Genomic DNA, 20,932 nt, shown 5'->3' with positions numbered 1-20,932 from the left:
GATTTTGAATTTAAAGTGAAACTAAGCATTTATTAAATCGTTTTTTAGCGCATATTTTACAAGTCCAATTGTGCTTGTAATGTTTAATTTTTTCATGATGTTTTTTCGGTGTGATTCAACAGTATGCATACTAATAAAAAGTTCTTCGCTTATTTGTTTACCACTATATTCTAGTGCGATCAATTTGATAATCTCGATTTCGCGGGTACTTAAAACGGGATTTTTAACATAATTGTTTTTATTCAATTTAGGATTATTATGCATAAAGCTGTTAAAGATTTTGTCTCTTACGGCATCACAAAAATATTCCTGCCCCTGATAAACAGCTTCTATAGCTTCAATTATGTTTTCGCCGGCGCATTTTTTTGTGAGATAACCTTTAGCCCCTAATTTCATTACTTCCTTTACGATTTTTAAATCATCATAACTTGATAATATAATTACTTTACAAGGGAATTGTTTTTTGCTAAAATCTTTTAATACATCAATGCCATCTTTTTTTGGCATGCTAATATCTAAAACTAAAATATCGGCATTGTTACTAATGACATCATCATAAACTGAAGTTCCATCTAATGAATTACCAACTACTTCAAAGTTATCTACAGTTTGCAGTAAATTGGTAAGACCATCGATAAGTACCTGATGGTCATCAGCAAGATGTATCCTTATTTTTTGTGTCATGATTGGTATGGAACTTAGGTTGTAAAATTATGAAAAATATCTTACAAAGTTCGTTTTAAATCCTTGTTTTAACGGTTCTGTAATAATCGGAAAAAAAATAAAGACACAAAAAAACCCGAATTATAAAATTCGGGTTCTCTTCGCACAAAAAACTTAAGTTTATAGGTTTACCTCAAACGATCTACAGATTTTACGAGATCTTCATCCTTCTTGATGGCCTTATTAGCTAATACTAATAATACGATAGCAACAATTGGCAGAAACATCCCAATACCTTTCTCTGAAACAGCAAGTGTCTCTCCAGATAAATTTAGAGAACGATATACAAACAATCCTAATAAAATTAAATTTAATATTATGTTCAGTCTGCCCATTACAAACTGATTTTGTCTTTTTTTGTATGAAATGATACTTATGATAGTTAACATAGTACTTAATCCGAACAAGATGGTGTAAAACTGATCTTGCATAAAATAAAAGTCCTTCCCGTTATTTAATGTCCAAAGCGGAATAAAAAACACCAGAACGCCTGTGATTAAAAAGGTAAGAATTAAATATATCGTCTGAATTCGTTGTATCATGGTATAAAATTGTTTTACAAAAATATATTTTCTTTTTTTAAAATACTATTGTATGATTAAAATTTATTCGTATTATTGCATCATAATACCGTAAGCACTTCATACTGCGGTCAATTGAAAAAAAATATCTACCTATTCTTTTTACAGTATTTCCGTTAAAATAATTAAATTCATAGAACATTCATGTTTGATATTTCTGCATTAAAAGAAATGAAGCTTTCTGAGCTTCAAGAAATAGCTAAGTTAGCTAAAACTATAAAGTTTAATGGTGTTAAAAAAGACGCTCTAATAAGCCAGATCTTAGCACATCAGGAAACAACTGTAGCACCACCAGCTAGTGCTGTAACCGAAACAGAAAACATTGATGATAAGCCTAAAAGAGCAAGAATTGTTCCTGTGAAAAAAGCGGCTATCAGTAAAAATGCTCCAGTATTAGAATTTGATTCAGTAGAAGAAACTCCGGAAAAAACGGAAACTCCGGTAGCAGCAAAAATCACTCCGGCAGCAAAAATAACTCCTAAAGGTAAAACTCCCGCAATTAAAGCAGTTGCAGAGACGAAGGAAGTTGCAGAAAATGAAGGAACTGAAACTACAGAAGTTCAGGTAACTCCAGAGAATCCGGCAGTAGAGAAAAAAGGACCAAAAATCGTAAAATTTAATAAATCAGCTTACGAGAAAAAAGTCGCTTTGCAAAAAGAAAAGGAAGCTGAAAAAGAACCAGTTCAGGATGGTGAAGCGGTAGCAGAAACTACAACGGCTGAAAAAACAGAAGCACCGGTTTTAATAAAAAAGGTAAATCCGAACCAAAATAAAAATCCAAACCAGAATCCCAACCAAAACGCAAATCCGAACCAAAATGGGAATGCGAATCCAAATCCAAATCAGAATCCAAACGGAAATGCAAATGGAAATGTGAGTAACGGGAATCAAAATCCAAACCATAAAAATAAAAAGAATAATTTCAGAGATTCCGATTTTGAATTTGACGGAATTATCGAAAGTGAAGGTGTTCTTGAAATGATGCCGGATGGTTATGGTTTCTTACGTTCGTCAGATTATAATTATTTAGCCTCTCCCGATGATATTTATTTATCAACGTCACAAATCAGATTATTTGGTCTTAAAACCGGAGATACTGTAAAAGGAGTGGTTCGTCCTCCTAAAGAAGGCGAAAAGTTTTTCCCATTAGTTCGTGTACTTAAAATCAATGGTCACGATCCGCAAGTGGTTCGTGACAGAGTTTCTTTTGAGCACCTGACGCCAGTTTTTCCTTCAGAAAAATTCAAATTAGCCGAAAAAGGAAGTTCGGTTTCCACTCGTATTATCGATTTGTTTTCTCCAATAGGGAAAGGACAACGTGGTATGATAGTCGCGCAACCAAAAACGGGTAAAACAATGTTGTTAAAAGACATTGCAAACGCAATTGCCGCAAATCATCCTGAAGTTTATCTTATCGTTCTTTTGATTGATGAGCGTCCGGAAGAGGTTACAGATATGCAAAGAAGCGTTCGTGGAGAAGTTATCGCTTCTACATTTGACAGAGAGCCACAAGAACACGTAAAAATTGCGAATATCGTTCTTGAAAAAGCAAAACGTTTAGTAGAATGCGGTCATGATGTTGTTATTTTATTAGATTCAATTACACGTTTAGCAAGAGCTTATAATACCGTTCAGCCTGCATCAGGAAAAGTTTTAAGTGGTGGTGTTGATGCAAATGCATTACAAAAACCAAAACGTTTCTTTGGAGCGGCAAGAAATGTAGAAAATGGCGGTTCACTAAGTATCATAGCAACTGCTTTGACTGAAACAGGTTCAAAAATGGATGAGGTTATCTTTGAGGAATTTAAAGGTACAGGTAACATGGAGTTACAATTAGATCGTAAAATTGCGAACAAACGTATTTTTCCTGCTATTGATCTTACTTCGTCAAGTACACGTCGTGACGATTTATTATTAGACGAAAAAACATTACAAAGAATGTGGATTATGCGTAAATATCTATCAGATATGAACCCGGTAGAATCTATGGATTTTGTAAACGAACGTTTCAAGAAAACAAGAAATAACGAAGAGTTTTTGATTTCTATGAATGACTAGGAGGAAGGTTCTAAGTTGCTAAGATGCTGAGGTTCTAAGTTTTTTTTCTTTGAGATTAAACTAAATTATATAAAAAAAGGGATGAGTTTTAAAAACTCATCCCTTTTTTGTTTTTTATTTGCTAATCTTCAAAGTTGTGTGATTTCGACGGGGGAGAAATCACATAAAGTGAAGACATATAATACGTCGCTCTCTGGATGTCATTTCTCCTCCGTCGAAATGACAATATTATGTAAACTTAAGTCTAAAAAAATCTTAGAATCTTAGTCTCTCAGAACCTTAGCAACTTTAAAAAAGCTTACTTTTTATCCACTACCGGTCTGTTTTCTCTGTTTGCTAAATCCCAGGCAACAGAAAAAGCTAATTGAGTTCTTTTAGTCAAAGCGTCGTATTCAATTTTTTGAGGTTCGTCACCTTTTTGGTGGTAATCTTCGTGAACTCCGTTGAAGAAGAAAACTGCAGGGATTCCAAATTTTGCAAAATTGTAATGATCAGAACGCTCATAAAAATGATTTGGATCTTTAGGATCATTAAATTTAAAATCTAAATCTATTTTTGCATATTTTTCATTTTGTGCAACCACAATATTATGTAAATCTGTAGATAATCTGTCAGCACCAATTACATACACATAATTGTTTGTTTGCGCATGTTCAACATCGCGACGACCAATCATATCTATATTAATATCGGCAATAGTGTTGGCGATAGGAAATAATGGATTTTCAGAATAATATCGTGAACCGTGTAAACCGTGTTCTTCGCCCGTTACGTGCAGGAAAAGAATAGAACGCTTTGGTCCGTGCCCGTCTTTTTTAGCTTTTGCAAAGGCTTTTGCCATTTCTATTACCGCTACAGTTCCGGACCCGTCATCATCAGCCCCGTTATAGACTTCACCTTTTTTAATTCCTACGTGATCGTAATGAGCAGAAATTACTAAAACTTCATCAGGTTTTTCAGAACCTTCAATATATGCCCAGATATTCTCAGAATCCGGTAAATTCTCATTGCGTTTTGCGTTTAGGAAAGCTGCAGGAATATGCTGGTAATAATCAGTGGCGCCTTTAGGAAACGAAACGCCGCTTTTTTTGTATTGTTCGATCATATAAAGACCCGCTTTTTTTTGACCTTTAGAACCAGTTTCGCGGCCTTCCATTTCGTCAGAAGCAACAACGTATAACATCGTTTTTAAGTCTTTTTCAGAAATTAATTTAATGTATTTGCTTGGATCTGAATTGTCTTTTGATACAACCGATTGTGTGTTTTTGCAAGAAAAAGCAGAACCGATTATTAATAGAATTAAAATTTTTTTCATTGTGTAATATAAGTTGATAAATAGGTAGAATATATAATTAGTAAAAATAGAATTAAATAGATTTTAAAATGTGTGCTAATATGTTTAATCCGTTAAATCTGTAAGCTATTTTTTTGCCACGAATTGCACGAATTACCTCGAATTTTAATTTAAATCTGCGCCAATACGTTTATTCCGTTGAATCTGTGGGCTATTTTTTTTGCCACGAATTGCACGAATTAGCCCGAATTTTAATTTAATATCTGTGTCAATTTGTTTAATCCGTCCAATCTGTGGGCTATTTTTTTTGCCACGAATTGCATGAATTAGCCCGAATTTTAAATTTAAAAACTGCGTCAATATCTTTAATCCGTCCAATCTGTGGGCTATTTTTTTTGCCACGAATTGCACGAATTAGCTCGAATTTTAAATTTAAAATCTGCGTCAATCTGTTTAATCCGCTAAATCTGTGGGCTATTTTTTTTGCCACGAATTGCACTAATTACCTCGAATTTTAATTTAAAATCTGCGTTAATCTGTTTAATCCGCTAAATCTGCGGGCTATTATTTTTTCAAAACCTCATTCAGGAAAAGCTGTAAATGATCAAATGATCTTTTTGCTGCAACTGCATTGTATGCTGCACCTTTTGAATTATCGTTTCCGGCTTCAGGATTTGTAAAAGAGTGTACTGAATTTGCATAATAAATCATTTGCCAATCAGCTTTTGAATCGCGCATTTCTTGTTGAAAGGCAGTAATTTCTTCTTTAGATTCAAATGGATCATCAGCACCATGACAAACTAAAACTTTAGCGGTAATAGGTTCAACCGGACGAGCAGCATCTTTGCCTAAACCGCCATGAAATGAAACAACACCTTTTACATTCAAGTGTCCGCGGGCTGCTTCAAGAACTCCGGTTCCTCCAAAACAATATCCAATAGCCACAATATTATCAGCATTTGCTCCGGATTTTACTAATTCCTGTAAAGCTGCGTTAATACGTTTTTGATAGATTTCGTGATTTTTTTTATAATATCCGGCTTGTTTTCCGGCTTCGGTAGTATTTGCAGGGTAATTTCCTTCGCCATAAATATCAGCGATGAAAACATTATAACCTAGTTTTGATAAATTTTCGGCAATGTCTTTTGAGGCTTTATCAATTCCAAGCCAGGCAGGTAAAAGTAAAATACCAGGATTTTGACTGCTTTTTTTAGCTGATTTTACAAATAAACCATTTAGTGCCTGAGAACCGTCTGTGTATTTTACCGTTTTTAATTGTGCGCTTATAGTGTTAGAAAACAGTATGGTAGCAAATAGAAGTAGAGCCGAATTTTTCATAGTAATACAATTTTAAACAAATATCAGAAATATTATGTTAGAAAAAAACCTCGAAAGACATTTCTTCCGAGGTTTTTGCGTTATTTACAAGCTAAAAATTATTCACCGGGATGATATGTTTTTTCAGCATTTTTAATTACATCTTCTTTATAAAATAAAACATCTTTAAATTGTCCTTTTTGGTACATTTCAGCCTGATCTGTAAAATGTTTTGAATTCGAATCACCGCTATTTCCGCCTGCCAATAATGATTTGGCTTTTATTTTTGGACCAAATTCAACTGCACAAACAAAACTGTTGCCATTATAACCGTAACGCTTTTTTGAGCCATTTTGATAATTGCTTTTAAAAGAAGGCAAACTTCCCCACGAACCCGGACCAAAAGCAATGGGTAAACTAGGTTGAGAATCGTCATATTTTAAATCGATATCTCCGCTGGAACGCTGAAAACGGTTGATTTCTCCCCAAGCCACTTTCCATGTTCCCCATTTTGAATTTAAATCTTTTATAACTTCTTGTAATTGAGGGATTAGTTGCTTTACTGTTGCGTTTTCAGCAAATTTTTTGGTGTTTTCAACCTGATCTAATTCTCCTTCATCAATATAGGCCTTTAAAATAATTGGATCTAATTTATACGCCCATTCAATGGCTAATGTGGTGGCTGTCGAATTTTCCCGGGCATAATAATCCCAATTTTTTAGTACAGAAATTGGTTCCATTAATTCAGCATATTCCGGATCTGTGGATTTTATATTTTTTTCGAAAACCTCAATTAAACTCGGAATCAAAATTTCAAAAATCGATAATTTAGTATCATAACCATCCGCGATTACTTTATCCAAAGTATATTTATTTCCTTTGCTGAAAATTCTAACAGCATTAATTCCCCTGAAGTTTTCACCGTCCGGCGCCATATACGGCAAGTAGTTTTCTCTTTTCGGACTATTTTCCCCAGCTACAGAATAGGGTGTGGAATTACAATTTTGCAACCAGCCATTTATTGGATTGTAGATATGAACGGTTTCGTTAACTTCATGCAAACCTTTCCATTGTGTTGATGAAATCGAGCCGTCAATTACTTTTGACCAATTTAGAGTTTTATCTCTAATCGGAATAAAATTACCGTGCCAATAGGCGATATTCCCTTTACTATCTGCGTAAACCGTATTGTTGGATGTATTTGCCTTTAAATCCATCGCTTTTTTATAGTCTTCAAAACTGGTAGATTTGGTTCTGACCCAACTCTGAATCAAACTTGTCATAGAACGATTATTGGATTTTAAACTGATCCATTTTCCGTCACGTTTTGCCATAATTGGACCGTTGTTGGTAAAATAAGTTTTGAATTTCTTCGCAATTAATTTCCCGTTTTCAGTATAATTTATCGTGATTTCTTTTTCGATAACAGGTAAAAGCTTTTTATCGAATTCATAAAATAACTTTCCGTTTTTGTTAGTGATTTTTTCTGCGTACATATCGGCAACATCAACGTTTGATGAGGTATGCATCCATCCGCAATTTTCATTAAAACCCTGATAGATAAAAAATTGTCCCCAGGTTACAGCTCCGTAAACATTCAAACCTTCTTCACTTGTAATTTGAACTTCAGGTCTGAAATAAAAAGTAGTATGCGGATTAATGTATAAAATGGCATTTCCATCGGCTGTTTTTGAAGGTGAAAAAGCGAAACCATTTGAGCCTGTCTGAACATTTTTTTCTCGTTCTACATAAGCGACTTTGTCAGTATTGCCGGAATAAAAAGCTTTTAATTCTCCGGTTGAAAGATCAGCGGTACTTATGGCGCCAATACTTCCGTCTGTCCAAAGCAACGGAAACCACGGTTCAAAATGCGTTAAAAGTGCCGGTTTCACTTCCGGATGTTTGTATAAATAAAAATTGATCGCATCAGCATAACTATTTAAAAGTTTTTGGAGCCAAAGCGGGGCTTTTTTATAATCTGATTTTGCTTCTTCAGTATCAATTAAAAGGCGAATTTCTAAATCATTATATAAAACCGATTGTCCTTTTATTTCTGAAAGGCGACCGAGTTTTTCGATATAATTCATTTCAATTCGTTTAAAATCATCTTCACATTGTGCATATAATAATCCGAAAACAGCATCGGCATCAGTTTTACCATAAACATGAGGAATTCCCCATTTATCCCGAATGATTGAAACTTGCTGCGCTAATTTCTCTAAACGACTGACTTCTTTTATGTTTATTTTTTGTGCAGATATCTGAAAATTAATGCAACAAATAAAAAGAGTTAATTTTAATATTTTGAGGGAATCGAACATGTTTATTTGATATTAAATTTTTGTCCAGCAGTATAAATGCTCATTTGAAGATTTTCGATGGAAATCAGATTATTCTTTTTGGATTTCAAAATCCCTTTGGGGTTTCTAACGACAATTACTTCGCTTTCTCCGGCAACTTCAATTTGATTGTTCCGTACAATTATCGCAGTACTTTCATCGATTCCAATTCCGGTTAAAGCAGGAAATTCAACTAAAGCAGAAAGCAAACGATTGTAACGATTTCTCTTTAAAAAATGCTGATCGATAATAGCGGTTTTTAAAAGTCCTAAACCTTCGGATGTTTCCAGATTATCATATCGGATATTATCAAAAGTTCCCGAATATTGTTTTTGTAATTTCTGATTTCCTGTGATCATTTTCTCTGACATTACAGCTGCTCCGGCGCTGGTTCCGGAAATGGTACTTCCGTTTTCGTATGCTTTTTGTATCGCTGTTTTTATAGGCGTATTTTGAACCACATTCATAAAGCGAACCTGGTCACCGCCAGTTATAAAAATGAGTTTTGCTTTTTGCACAGAATCTGCTAAAGTTTTATTTTGAGCAGTTTCACGATTAAAATTAAGCATCACAATTGGGTTCGCCGTTAATTTCAACATTTGAGTTTTAAAAAAGATAAACGAACTATCCGGTTGTTCGCTTGACATGGGTAAAACCGCGATATAATCTTTTTTAGATAATTCGGCTACGCTTAAAACCTGTTGCATCAATTCATCAGATCGATTGCCGCCGCCAATTATAAACAATTTCCCTTTTGGAGTTTGGGCATTTAAAAAACTACTAATCAGCAGAAATAAACTTATAGTAATTTTAGCAAAAGAAAACCCGGAATTTATGTTGTTCATATCGTAAGATTAAAATTAAAACTGAATGCTAAAAAAAATAAATATAAGATCTAATTTAAAAAGAGTTTAAAAAAAATCTTGATTTTATCACATAGCTATGTGTATCACTTTAAGTGTAATGCCTTTTTTAAGTGCTAAAAACTATGTTTCTATGTGTTCAAATTAAATTTATAACGTAATATTTCGCTTGAAGGCGCAACCTAATTCAATAATCGAATCGGTTTTTGCAATTCCTGGAATACTATCGATTTTTTCGTAAAGAATTCGTCGCATATGTTCATGATTTGTTGCAATAATTTTGATGTATAATGTAAACGAACCCGTTACAAAATAGCATTCCGTAATTTCGGGAATATTTTTTAAAGCTTCGATAATTCGGTCAGAATCAGAATCCTTATTTAAGGTGATTCCTGTAAATGAAGCCCAGTCATAACCAATTTTCTTTTCCTGAATGATAGGTTTAATTCCGCTAATGATACCTTGTTCAGTCATTCGGTTAATGCGCTGATGCACCATAGTGTTTGATATTTTCAAATTAGCAGCAATTGCAGAAAACGCCATTCTGCCATCTTTTTCTAATTCTTTTATGATGCTAATATCAAATTCGTCTAATATATCCATTCTTTTAATTGTGTTGTGATTTTACAGATGTTGTTGTTAAGCTTTTGACTAGCCTCCAGCTTTAGCTGGAGTTGTTTAATATGTACAATAATGTGGCTTTAGCCAAATCACACATTTTGGCTAAAGCCATTCAGATTGATTATTTAAACTCCAGCTAAAGCTGGAGGCAATTCAAACCTACACTTTACTTGAAAATATAGTTTGAAAAATTTTAACTTAATGACATTGCCCTAAGGGACATTTTTAAGGTTTCGATTATTTTTACAATATTTAATTTTCTATCAGGATTTAATTCCTAACGGAATATTTTTGGCAAATATATTTATTCATTTAATTGTGTTCTAATTTAATGTTTTTTTGTGGTGAAAATGTGTAGTTCCTACGGAACATTTTACAAGTTCGTCAATTTTATAATCTAATTCCTGGCGGAATATTTTTTTATTGATGCTTTCAATATTTACCCTACAATATTCGTCATGTTTTAATTCTAAAAATATTCCGTTAGGAATTAAATATTGGTAAAAAAAAGAGATACCCCACATGATTTTGTCCCGTAGGGACTACACCAATTCAATTCACTGAAAAAGATTTTTATAATTCATAAAAGTAATTATTTAAAATAAACATCAGAACATCTGTATTTCTCTAAAGTTGAATTTGTTATTTTTAATGAATTAAAAAATATATTTGACTTAAATAAATCATTTTAAAAGTCAAAATTATATAATTTGGTCGTATATATAATAATTTTTGATACTTTTGCTTTTTAAATAAACATATCATGATTCAAACTGAAAAATCCCTATCGTCAAAATCAGAAGTTTTGATTGAAAAAGAAAATAAATACGGTGCTCACAATTATCATCCACTTCCTGTTGTCTTAGAAAGAGGAGAAGGTGTATATGTTTGGGATGTTGACGGAAAAAAATATTATGATTTTTTATCGGCTTATTCTGCGGTAAATCAAGGACATTGCCACCCAAAAATTGTGAAAGCAATGATTGATCAGGCGCAAAAACTGACCTTGACTTCACGTGCTTTTTATAATGACAAATTAGGTGATTATGAAGAGTTTGTAACTAAATATTTTGGTTTTGATAAGGTTTTGCCAATGAATACCGGTGCTGAAGCCGTTGAAACTGCGCTTAAAGTATGTCGAAAATGGGCTTATGAAGTAAAAGGTATTCCGGAGAATCAGGCGCAGGTTATTGTTTGTGAGAATAATTTCCACGGAAGAACGACGACAATTATTTCATTTTCTAATGATGAAAGTGCCCGTAAAAACTTCGGACCTTTTACAGAAGGATTTATAAAAATTGAATACGATAATCTTGAAGCTCTTGAAAAGGTTTTAGAATCATCAAAAAATATAGCTGGATTTTTGGTTGAACCAATTCAGGGAGAAGCAGGAGTTTATGTGCCGTCTGAAGGATATTTGGCACAAGCAAAAGCATTGTGTGAGAAACATAATGTGTTGTTTATTGCTGATGAAGTTCAAACGGGAATTGCCCGTACCGGGAAATTATTAGCGGTTCATCATGAAAATGTTCAGCCTGATATTTTAATTTTAGGTAAAGCTATTTCCGGCGGAGTTTATCCTGTTTCGGCTGTTTTATGTAATGACGAAATTATGAATGTGATTAAACCGGGTCAACACGGATCGACTTTTGGTGGAAATCCTGTTGCTGCAGCTGTTGCCATTGCTGCACTTGAAGTAATAAAAGATGAAAATCTGGCTGAAAATGCAGAACGTTTGGGAATCATTTTAAGAAAAGGTCTAAACGAAATTGCTGAGAGAAATAATATAATTACACTAGTTCGCGGAAAAGGTTTACTGAATGCTATTGTTATTAATTGTGGAGAAGATTCAGATCTTGCATGGGAAATTTGCCTGAAATTCAGAGATAACGGATTATTAGCAAAACCAACTCACGGTAATAAAATCAGACTGGCGCCGCCATTAGTAATGACGGAAGCTCAAATTCACGAATGCCTGGAAATTATCGAGAAATCATTAAACGATTTCAGAGACTAATTTTTTTAAAATATTTAAACTAAAAAAAGCTGTTCAGGGATGAACAGCTTTTTTTTTAGTTTTCAGTCTCAGTCTCAGTCTCAGTCTCAGTCTCGGTGTCGGTGTCAGTCTCGGTCTCAGTCTCAGTTTTCAGTTTTCAGTCTCAGTCCCAGTCCCAGTCTCAGTATTCTGTCTCAGTCCCTGTTAAGAAACTGTAAACTGAGACTGAAAACTGAGACTGCAAATTCCCAAGTCCATGAATTATATAACAAACTGAATTAATTCTATAATTTTTTTTGCTGAGTTGGGAAGTAGTTTTGAATGTCTTTAAAAACGAAATAAAATTGATTCGAAAAAGGGATTATTTAATTTCAAATAGAGATAAAACACAACAAAAACACAGTTTTATTAATTTTTATAAATACAACTCTAATAATAATGGCTTACTCAAATAATGATATAACACGTTTTTTAGATGCGCAGAATAAACTTTATCTGACTGCTATTGCCGAAATTAAAAAAGGGAAAAAAGAAACACACTGGATGTGGTTTATTTTTCCACAAATAAAAGGATTGGGAACAAGTAATATTTCAAAATATTATGCAATTGCTGATCTTAATGAAGCTAAAGAATATCTTAATCATCCTATTTTAGCGAAACATTTAATTGAGATTTCACAACTTTTATTGACTTTTAAAAGAAAATCTGCCGAAGGTATTTTAGGAGATTTAGGAGCTCGTAAATTATGTTCGTCAATGACGTTGTTTTCTCAGGTTGAAGGAGCTAATCCTATATTTCAGGAAGTATTAGATACCTTTTTCTTAGGATATTCTGACCAACTTACTTTGTCTGTGATCGATTCACAAGTAATGTCGCCAGCTGTTGAAGCATTATCATAAATTTCAATTTCTAAAGAAAAAAAGCCATTCCGTTAAGATCGGAATGGCTTTTTACTTTTTAGGTTATTTCTTAATTACTATATCCGGGATTCTGAGTGATTTTTTTGTTCGCATCAGTTTCACTTAACGGAATAGGAAATACGAGATTATTGGCATCATATAAAAGTAAATCAGATCCGTCTCCATCTTCGCTAATATCAATAGAACGTTTTGTTCTTTTAATATCATGGATCAAAAATCCTTCCATTCCCAGTTCTAATTCTCGTTCCAATAAAATATCATCAATTGTGACTGCCGCCAAATTATCTGCCTTAGCTCTTGTTCTGATAATATTTATATCGTCAAGCGGAGTATTCCCAATAGCCGTTCCTTCCATAAAATTGGCTTCGGCTCTTATTAAATACATTTCGGCTAAACGAATAAGTCCAATATTAGCAAATTGATTGGTGAATTTAGAGGTTAATATTCTGCCGTTTGCATCATTTTCGTAGTTGAAGTTTGCTCTGTCATCCGGATCGCTAAATTTTTCTAAATAATGATCTCTTATAGAAAAATCTCCGCCACGACCTCCATTATTTTCAGATTCGTAAAAAGTATTGGCATCATTTAATCCGGTTTGTTTTGTAATTTGGATCGAAAATATATCTTCTGTCTGGTCAGTATCATGATTAAAAGCACCTGCATAAGTTGTTGATAATCCGTGTCCGCTATTTTCTATAACATCATTTGCGGCATCTCTCGCTTCAGAATAATTACCTTGTTGCAAATAAACTCTGGCTAATAATGCTTTTGCGGCATATTTATCAGCATAAAAACTATTTTCATCGGGCAAATTGGTGTAGGCTACATTTAAGCCATCAATAATCACTTTATAAACTTCGTCAACAGTACTTCTTTCTTTTGAAAGATCGACGTTAAAATTATAAATAGCATTAGGTCTGATTACAACTCCTAATTGCGTGTTTGGCTGACCGCTAACATAGGGTTTTGCAAAAAAGCGAACCAAATCAAAATAGGCTAATGATCTTAAAAAGCTGGCTTCACCAATCATAGTCGCTTGTTTCGTTGGATCTTTTACTTTATCTACGTTTTCAATTACAGTATTTGCGGCGTTAATGATCTCGTAACATCTTGAATATGTACCTTCAATAATCACATTGTCAGATTGCATATTCTTGATATACATTTGTCGTAATTCACCATAAGTTCCTCTCCATCTAAGATCTGTCGTAGTTAGTGCACCACTGACTCCTAATAAATCCGCGTAGACTAAAATTCTTCCGCCATACGCATTTCCATTTGCTGCCAGCGCATAAGTTCCTGTAAGTATATTAGTTATTCCGGCTTCTGTACTTAAAGTGACCGAAGCATCTTCGGTTTGTTTAGGATCAATGTCCAGTTCATTTTCGCAACTTGCAAAAAGCACGGCGAAAAATAGATATAAAATTATTTTATTTGCTTTCATCTTGTTCGTTTTAAAAATTAATATTTACTCCCATAGCAATTGTTCTCGCTGGCGGAGCTGAGTAGAAATCTTCTCCCGCTCTTGGGCTGGTTCTGCTGCTGTCATCTCTTCTTGCTTCGGGATCAGTTCCTTCATAATTGGTAAAAGTAAGTAAGTTTACAGCTGTAATATAAACTCTTAAACTACTCATTCCCATATCGCTTACCGTTTGTTTAGGCAAAGAATATCCTAATGTTATATTTCTTAAACGAACAAAATCTGATTTATCTAAATAACGAGTTGAATTTTGTGTTCCGTTTGAACCGCCAAATCTTGCCTGAGGAACATTTGTAATATCACCCGGTTTTTGCCAGCGATTTAACTGGTCTGCTGTTTGATTGTCAAAATAATCTGCTGCGGTTGATTGGTATAATCCTGCCGAATTATAAATACTGGCGCCCCATTCTCCCTGAAATGTAAAGGTAAAATCGATTCCTTTATAGATAATGGTATTGGTTAAACCGGACATTAAAGTAGGGAAAGGATTTCCGGTAATCACCCTTTTTGCCTCGCTGTAATCATTTGTTGTTCTTTTGTCAAGAGTTCCGTCAGCATTTACCGTGTTTTTTACAAAAAGTGCATCTCCGTTTTCTGAGTCAACTCCTGCATATTGAACTAAATAAAAGGAAGAAATATTTTGTCCCACTCTATTAATAGTAAAGTCAGATATAATATCTGTATTATTGTTAGGCAGTGATTTTACTTTAGATTCGTTCGTAGTTAAATTGAAACTTGTATTCCATTTAAAATCTTCTGTTTCAATGTTTTTTGTGTTTAAAGTAAACTCAAAACCACTGCTTCTGATTTGGCCAATATTCTTGCTGATTGTCCCGTCAGTTCCAGCGCCTGCACTTTTAGGAAGCGGTACATCAAAAAGTAATCCGTCAGTATCTTTTTGATAATAATCAACTTCAAGTGTAATTTTATTTAAGAAACCAACTTCAACACCAAAATCAGTCTGAGTTGATTTTTCCCATGTAAGATCGTCGTTTCCTGGTTGGGAAAACGTCAATCCCGATTTTAAGTTATACGGATTTGTCTGGTACAATTGGCGTGAAGCAAAGTTTCCAATTTCGGCATTTCCTAATTTACCCCAGCTTCCTTTTAATTTTAAATACGATAAAACAGGATTGTCTTTCAGGAAATTTTCCTGAGAAATAACCCAACCGGCAGAAAAAGCAGGGAAAACCCCGAATCTGTTATTTTTTCCAAAACGAGAAGATCCGTCACGACGAATGCTCGCTTTAAAAAGATATTTGCCATCATAACTATAATTTAATCTCCCAAATTGAGAAACAAATGCGTAATCAGTCTGACTTCCGTGTCCTTCATTTACTTCGGCTCCGCCATCGACAGTCTGGAAATTGTCGTTAGGGAAATAAATACTGTTAACATCCTGATATCTTCTGTTATATTTATTGAATTCCATACCTGCAACAGCATTAAAAGCATGTTTTTCGGCAAATGTTTTATCGAAAGTAAAGTAGTTACTAAAAACATAATTTTCAGTATTTACATTCGTTGCAAAAACAGCCCCGTCAGTTGCCATAAAAGGTGCATTTTTTCCTTGCCAGTAATCTTCTGTCTGGCTTAAAAGGTCGTATGAAAAATCAGAGTTGAATTTTAAAGACTTTAAAACCTTAAGCTCGCCAAATACTTTTCCGGTTATTCTTCTCATAATTGTTTTCCAGAAAGAATTGTCTTTTGCTAAAAGATAATTGGCATATTCTGTATTAGGATTTGCTGTTCCGTCTTCTAATCTTGCTTGCGAAATTGGAGCTTGTGCAACAGCTTGCAATGGCGTTGTAAAAGAGTTATCATCCTGAACCCTGTCAATTGCTGATCTTGAAAAACCAATATTCATTCCGGCAGTAAAACGTTCAGAGACTTTGTGTGACAAGTTGCTTCTCGCAGTTAACCTTTCTAAACTATTGCTGTCTACAATCCCGATTGTTTTATTGTAAGATCCTGAGAAAAAGTATTTCGTTTTATCATCTCCACCTGAAACCGAAAAATCAGCATCTGTTGTGTAACCAGTTTTTATGGCTTCTTTTTGCCAGTCCGTATTTACTGCACCATTTCTCCAATCTGTTCCCTGAGATAAAAATTCTAATTCGTCTTCTACAGATTCCAGATCGTCAACGTTAGTTCCGGCTTCCTGCAATAACGCAACATATTGTTTAGCATTCAGCCATTTTTTATTATGAGTAGCTTCGCTGACACCTTGCGATAAATTGATAGTGAAGGTTCCTTTTCCGTCTTTTCCTTTTTTAGTTGTGATAATTACCACTCCGTTTGCACCACGCGCACCATAAATAGCCGCCGAAGAGGCATCTTTTAATACATCTATAGATTCGATTTCGCTTGTGCTCAATGTCAATAACGGATTGGTTGGAGCTCCGTTACTTGATTCATTATCATTAATTAACGGGATTCCATCTAATACATATAAGGGCTGTGATCCTGCACTGATACTCGCAGCACCACGAACTCTGATATTGATTCCTCCTTCGACTTTACCATTTGTTTGTGTGATTTGTACACCGGCTAATTTACCTACTAAAGCATTTTGCAGGTTCGAAACGGGAATTTGCTGAATATCCTTTGCAGTTACACGGGCAATATTGTCTGTTGAGTTTTTCTTGATTTGCGTTCCGTAACCTACAACTAAAACCGCTTCAAGTTCGTTTTGGGTTTCAAATAATTGAATTGTCGTAGCGTTTGAAGCCGGAACCTGAATAGTTGCAAAGCTTACATAGCTTACGATAAAGGTATCTCCCTTATTTGCTTTTATTTTATAATTTCCGTCAAAGTCAGTTTGTGTACTTACTTTTGTTCCTTTTACCACAATATTCACTCCGGGAATAGGAACCCCTTTTGCATCAGTTACCTTACCAGAAATAGATCCTTCTTGTGCGTGGGCTATTTGCACTATTAATACCAATAAAAGCCACAAAAAAAGCTTTAGATTAATTTTCATTTTTAAATAAGTTTTGGATTAGTTTTCTCAAATGTCTTAAAAATATGTTAAAGAAACGTTTCTTTTTAACATTATATCTCACAATAGAAGATGCTTTTGTAATATTTGTAACATTTGAACCAAAAAATAGATGGATTTATAAAAATGAATATTATTTATTATCTATAATGTAATCGATTTTACCTTATTGATGGTTTTAAATTGATGATTTAACAGAATTATCAAGGGTTTGTCTAGTGTTTGTTTGATTTGTTTAAATATGATGTAATGTTTTTTTTATTTGAAAATCGAAAAGCGACTGTTTAAAAAACAATCGCTTTTCTGGTTTATAATTACTTAAAATATCAAAAAAGTAATTATCATCTTAAGAGATTTCTACAATAGATTTTCTCTTATTTTTTTAAAGCAGCTCCTCCGGGCATTGTTTCTGGTTTTAATTTGAATTTACTGTATTCGACAACTCCGGTTTGGTCTGCCCAATCAAAATAAGAAGCCGAAAGTTTATTGACAATTCCCGGATTTTGCTGTGCGACATTGGTTGTTTCGCCACGATCAGTGTCTATATTATAAAGTTCCCATTCATAAGAAGGATAAATTGAAACTAATTTCCATTTCCCATCCCTTACGGCTCTGTTTCCAGCTCTTTCCCAGAATAATGGTGCGCCTCTGTTGACTTCAGAAACATTATCGAATAAAACCGGTAATAAACTTTTCCCTGCTAACGGATTTGATTTTACACCATTATATTCCTTTGGATATTCAATGCCTGCAAGTTCATAAAAAGTAGGAGCAAGGTCAATAATATGTCCCGTTCCTTTATCGATTCTGCCTGCTTTTATTTTTGATGGAAACCAGGCAATAAATGGAGAACTGAAACCGCCTTCGTGCATATTATTTTTATATTGCAGGAGCGGAGTATTCGATAAATAAGCCCAGTTTTGTTCCTGATAATCAAATGATCCCGAAGTTCCAACAGGTCCGTCATTTCGAACCAAACCACGTCCTAGCGGATTATAAGTATTGAAACCGCCTTGCGCACCATTGTCTGAAATAAAAATAATCAGCGTGTTTTTATCCTTCTTTAAAGCTTTTAGTTTCTCCAGGACTTTACCTACATTCTGGTCCATATTATCCACCATTGCGGCATAAACTTCCATTTTAGCTTTCCAGAATTGTTTCTCGTCATAGGATAATTTGCTCCATTCCGGAACTTCAGGATCTCTGGCAGAAATAGTTTGAGTGGCAGTTAAAATTCCGTTTGCTTTTAATTTCTCAATTCTTCTTTCTCTTAAAATATCCCAGCCTTCATCAAATTTACCTCTGTATTTGGCAATATCAACCGGTTTTGCCTGCAACGGCCAGTGCGGAGCCGTAAACGCCAAATACAAAAAGAACGGTTTGTTTTCCTTATTTTGTTCGTCTAAAAAAGTCACAGCATTATTTCCAATTTCATCTGTAAAATAATACGAATCATCTTTTGGATGCAATTCTTCATTATTGCGAATCAATTTTACGGGATAAGGCGTTTTCCCAAAAGGCAAAGGTTTAGTATCAAAATAGTTTGACGCTCCTTTTAAGATTCCATAAAATTTATCAAAACCTCTCTGATTCGGCCATTGCGCCTGATCTTCAGAGCCTACGTGCCATTTTCCGGAAAGTAAAGTACTGTAACCGCCAGAACGGAAAACTTCCCCTAATGTCAAAGATTCCTTGTTTAAATATCCCTGATAAGCCGGTAAACCTAAATTGACATCAAAAAATCCCATTCCGGCTTTGTGCTGATATTGTCCGGTTAACAATGATCCTCGGGTTGGCGCGCAAATCGAATTATTGTAAAATTCGCGCAAACGCAAACCTTCACTCGCTAATTTATCCAGATTGGGTGTTTTAATTTCGGAACCGTAATTCCCTAAATCAGAATAGCCCATATCATCTACCATAATCAATATAATATTGGGTTTTGTTTGGTTTTGGGAATGAATTGAAAAGCTAAAAGCGAATAAAAGGTGGATTGTAATAAGTGTTTTTTTCATTTTAATTGATATTTTAATTTGTCGAAATTATGGGGTTTAACTTTGTCAAAGTTGTATGTGCATTTTTGTCATGACGAGGAACCAGAGATCGCACTAGAAACTCTACAAAGAAATGCTGACAATCGTTGTCGGGTTTCTATTGTCATTTCTCTCTTCGATCGAAATGACAAATCTTTGTCGAGTTACTTTTGTGTTTGACTTCGCTCAGGATGACAATGATTGTCAAAATAAAATCTGCTCAATCTGCAAAATCTGCGAGAAATAAATCAAATCCCTTATCAAAAAGATTTGTTTTTATTATACAAATCAGGATGACAATAATTATGGTTATTTTTTGCTGTTTGCTATGTATTTTAGTTTGAGTGAAACGACTTTTTTAAAAACTACTAAAAACTATGTCCCGATAGCTATCGGGACTATGTGTTAAAAAAAATTATGCGCTTAAGTTTAATTATTTCCCAAACAGAAAAAAAGCAATAATCAACGTGACAATCACATTGAATAATTGTGCGATTAAAAAAGCATATAAAGGTTTTCGGTTATTATTACCCAGTAAATCTTTAAAGTGGGTTTCCAGACCAATACTGGTAAAAGCAAGCGCAAACCAAATACCTTGTAAATTTTTCAAGCTGTCTTTTACGCCGTCTCTAACTTCGGGCGAAAGCACAAAAGAAAATAGCAATGAAGCAACAATAAAGCCAATAACGAATTTTGGGAAACGTTCCCAGATAATGCTCAATGTTGGTTTTGATTCCACAGCTTGCGCCGATTTATTGTGGGTATACGTCCAATAAACCGATATGGCAAAAGCAGCGATTCCGAGTAATACATTTTGAGAGAATTTTACAATAGTACTGATTTTTAAAGCGGTTTCACCAACCAAAGAACCCGAAGCGACAACAGCGCCGGATGTATCAATACTTCCGCCAAGCCATGCGCCGGTAACTTCTTCCGGAAAATTGAAATATTTCGCCATCATTGGCATGAAAATCATCATGGGAATTGCGGTTACCAAAACAATCGAAATCACATAGGATAATTTTTTAGAATCGCCTTTGATGGCTCCGGAAGTGGCAATTGCAGCAGAAACGCCACAAATAGAAACGGCACTGGAAATCATCATCGTCAATTCGTCGTCGACTTTTAGTTTTTTACACAGCCAGAAAGCAAAATACCAAACTGATAATACGACGACTAAAGCCTGAATTAATCCTAATGAACCTGCTTTTAAAATGTCTGAAAAAATGACGCTGGTTCCCAATAATACCAATCCAATTTTTACAAATACTTCTGTTGAAAGTGCTGATCGAAACCAATCCGGAAGCTGGAACAAATTCCCAATCGCTAAACCAATTATCAAACTGAAAATTACAGCTTCAAGATTTAGCCCTTTTATTTCAGTATTTCCTGCTATGATTAAAGCAATAACGGTTAGAATATAAACGATGGGAAACCCCAATAAAAAATACTTTACCGATTTACCAATTAAAAAAGCACCTAATGTTCCAATGGAAATGAGATATAAAAATTGTAATGCAATCATCTTTAAATTTCCGAAATCGAAGACATCTTGAAATAATTCGGTTCCGTTGGACCATTTGAAAACGGGAACTTCGGGAAGGAAAATAAAAAGGGAAATTCCGATGATTATAAAACCGAGAATTACGACGGTCCAGTCTTCATGAATGTTGAATTGGTTTGTTTGGGCTGACATTGTATGTTT

15 protein-coding genes are annotated in these 20,932 nt (G+C 34.3%); 3 read left to right on the top strand and 12 right to left on the bottom strand.

Translation table 11 applies throughout. The annotated features are described in order from the left end of the window. Positions 1–21: 21 nt before the first annotated feature. Positions 22–684: a response regulator gene (locus ACHRVX_RS14405; protein WP_395333370.1), complete on the bottom strand. Its 663-nt coding sequence runs from the start codon at positions 682–684 to the stop codon at positions 22–24. Positions 685–851: 167 nt separating this feature from the next. Beyond that, on the bottom strand, positions 852–1,265 hold the full coding sequence (locus ACHRVX_RS14400; RefSeq protein ID WP_395333368.1) for a DUF4293 domain-containing protein: 414 nt from the start codon (positions 1,263–1,265) through the stop codon (positions 852–854). A 183-nt stretch (positions 1,266–1,448) separates the two neighbouring features. Here ACHRVX_RS14400 and rho point away from each other — a divergent pair, with 183 nt between their 5' ends. Further along, positions 1,449–3,362: a transcription termination factor Rho gene (gene rho, locus ACHRVX_RS14395; protein ID WP_395333366.1), complete on the top strand. Its 1,914-nt coding sequence runs from the start codon at positions 1,449–1,451 to the stop codon at positions 3,360–3,362. A 298-nt stretch (positions 3,363–3,660) separates the two neighbouring features. Here the strand turns inward: rho and ACHRVX_RS14390 are convergent, their stop codons facing one another. The 6 genes from ACHRVX_RS14390 to ACHRVX_RS14365 form a co-directional block, all read right to left on the bottom strand. Then, positions 3,661–4,677 (bottom strand): M28 family peptidase, encoded by a 1,017-nt coding sequence (locus ACHRVX_RS14390; RefSeq protein ID WP_395333363.1) that lies wholly within the window; start codon positions 4,675–4,677, stop codon positions 3,661–3,663. Between the two features lie 144 nt (positions 4,678–4,821). Next, a complete protein-coding gene (locus ACHRVX_RS14385) occupies positions 4,822–5,058 on the bottom strand; it encodes a hypothetical protein (protein WP_395333361.1) in 237 nt (78 codons plus the stop codon). Between the two features lie 162 nt (positions 5,059–5,220). Next, positions 5,221–5,994: a dienelactone hydrolase family protein gene (locus tag ACHRVX_RS14380; protein WP_395333359.1), complete on the bottom strand. Its 774-nt coding sequence runs from the start codon at positions 5,992–5,994 to the stop codon at positions 5,221–5,223. A 98-nt stretch (positions 5,995–6,092) separates the two neighbouring features. Beyond that, positions 6,093–8,294, bottom strand: a complete 2,202-nt coding sequence (locus ACHRVX_RS14375; protein WP_395333357.1) for a penicillin acylase family protein — start codon at positions 8,292–8,294, stop codon at positions 6,093–6,095. 2 nt (positions 8,295–8,296) lie between these two features. Next, on the bottom strand, positions 8,297–9,157 hold the full coding sequence (locus tag ACHRVX_RS14370; protein WP_395333355.1) for a cyanophycinase: 861 nt from the start codon (positions 9,155–9,157) through the stop codon (positions 8,297–8,299). A 168-nt stretch (positions 9,158–9,325) separates the two neighbouring features. After that, the gene (locus tag ACHRVX_RS14365) at positions 9,326–9,778 is read right to left on the bottom strand and encodes an Lrp/AsnC family transcriptional regulator (protein WP_395333353.1); all 453 of its coding nucleotides are present in this window, start codon (positions 9,776–9,778) and stop codon (positions 9,326–9,328) included. Between the two features lie 781 nt (positions 9,779–10,559). On the opposite strand from ACHRVX_RS14365, the gene rocD reads away from it, so the two are divergent. Together rocD and ACHRVX_RS14355 are read left to right on the top strand one after the other, a co-directional pair. After that, positions 10,560–11,813, top strand: a complete 1,254-nt coding sequence (gene rocD / locus ACHRVX_RS14360; protein WP_395333351.1) for an ornithine--oxo-acid transaminase — start codon at positions 10,560–10,562, stop codon at positions 11,811–11,813. Positions 11,814–12,230: 417 nt separating this feature from the next. Beyond that, positions 12,231–12,692: a DUF1810 domain-containing protein gene (locus ACHRVX_RS14355; RefSeq protein WP_395333349.1), complete on the top strand. Its 462-nt coding sequence runs from the start codon at positions 12,231–12,233 to the stop codon at positions 12,690–12,692. Positions 12,693–12,762: 70 nt separating this feature from the next. Here ACHRVX_RS14355 and ACHRVX_RS14350 read toward each other — a convergent pair whose 3' ends face one another. From ACHRVX_RS14350 to ACHRVX_RS14335, 4 genes are all read right to left on the bottom strand, one after another. Beyond that, positions 12,763–14,157, bottom strand: a complete 1,395-nt coding sequence (locus ACHRVX_RS14350) for a RagB/SusD family nutrient uptake outer membrane protein (protein ID WP_395333347.1) — start codon at positions 14,155–14,157, stop codon at positions 12,763–12,765. Positions 14,158–14,167: 10 nt separating this feature from the next. After that, on the bottom strand, positions 14,168–17,176 hold the full coding sequence (locus tag ACHRVX_RS14345; RefSeq protein WP_395333345.1) for a SusC/RagA family TonB-linked outer membrane protein: 3,009 nt from the start codon (positions 17,174–17,176) through the stop codon (positions 14,168–14,170). Positions 17,177–17,568: 392 nt separating this feature from the next. Further along, entirely contained in the window at positions 17,569–19,209 is a 1,641-nt protein-coding gene (locus ACHRVX_RS14340) for an arylsulfatase (protein ID WP_395333342.1), read from the bottom strand. 451 nt (positions 19,210–19,660) lie between these two features. Continuing rightward, the gene (locus ACHRVX_RS14335) at positions 19,661–20,923 is read right to left on the bottom strand and encodes a YeiH family protein (protein ID WP_395333339.1); all 1,263 of its coding nucleotides are present in this window, start codon (positions 20,921–20,923) and stop codon (positions 19,661–19,663) included. Positions 20,924–20,932: the final 9 nt, after the last annotated feature.

The organism is Flavobacterium sp. FlaQc-47, assembly GCF_044006475.1.
Classification (GTDB): domain Bacteria; phylum Bacteroidota; class Bacteroidia; order Flavobacteriales; family Flavobacteriaceae; genus Flavobacterium.
This window is presented reverse-complemented; position numbering and strand designations above follow the sequence as displayed.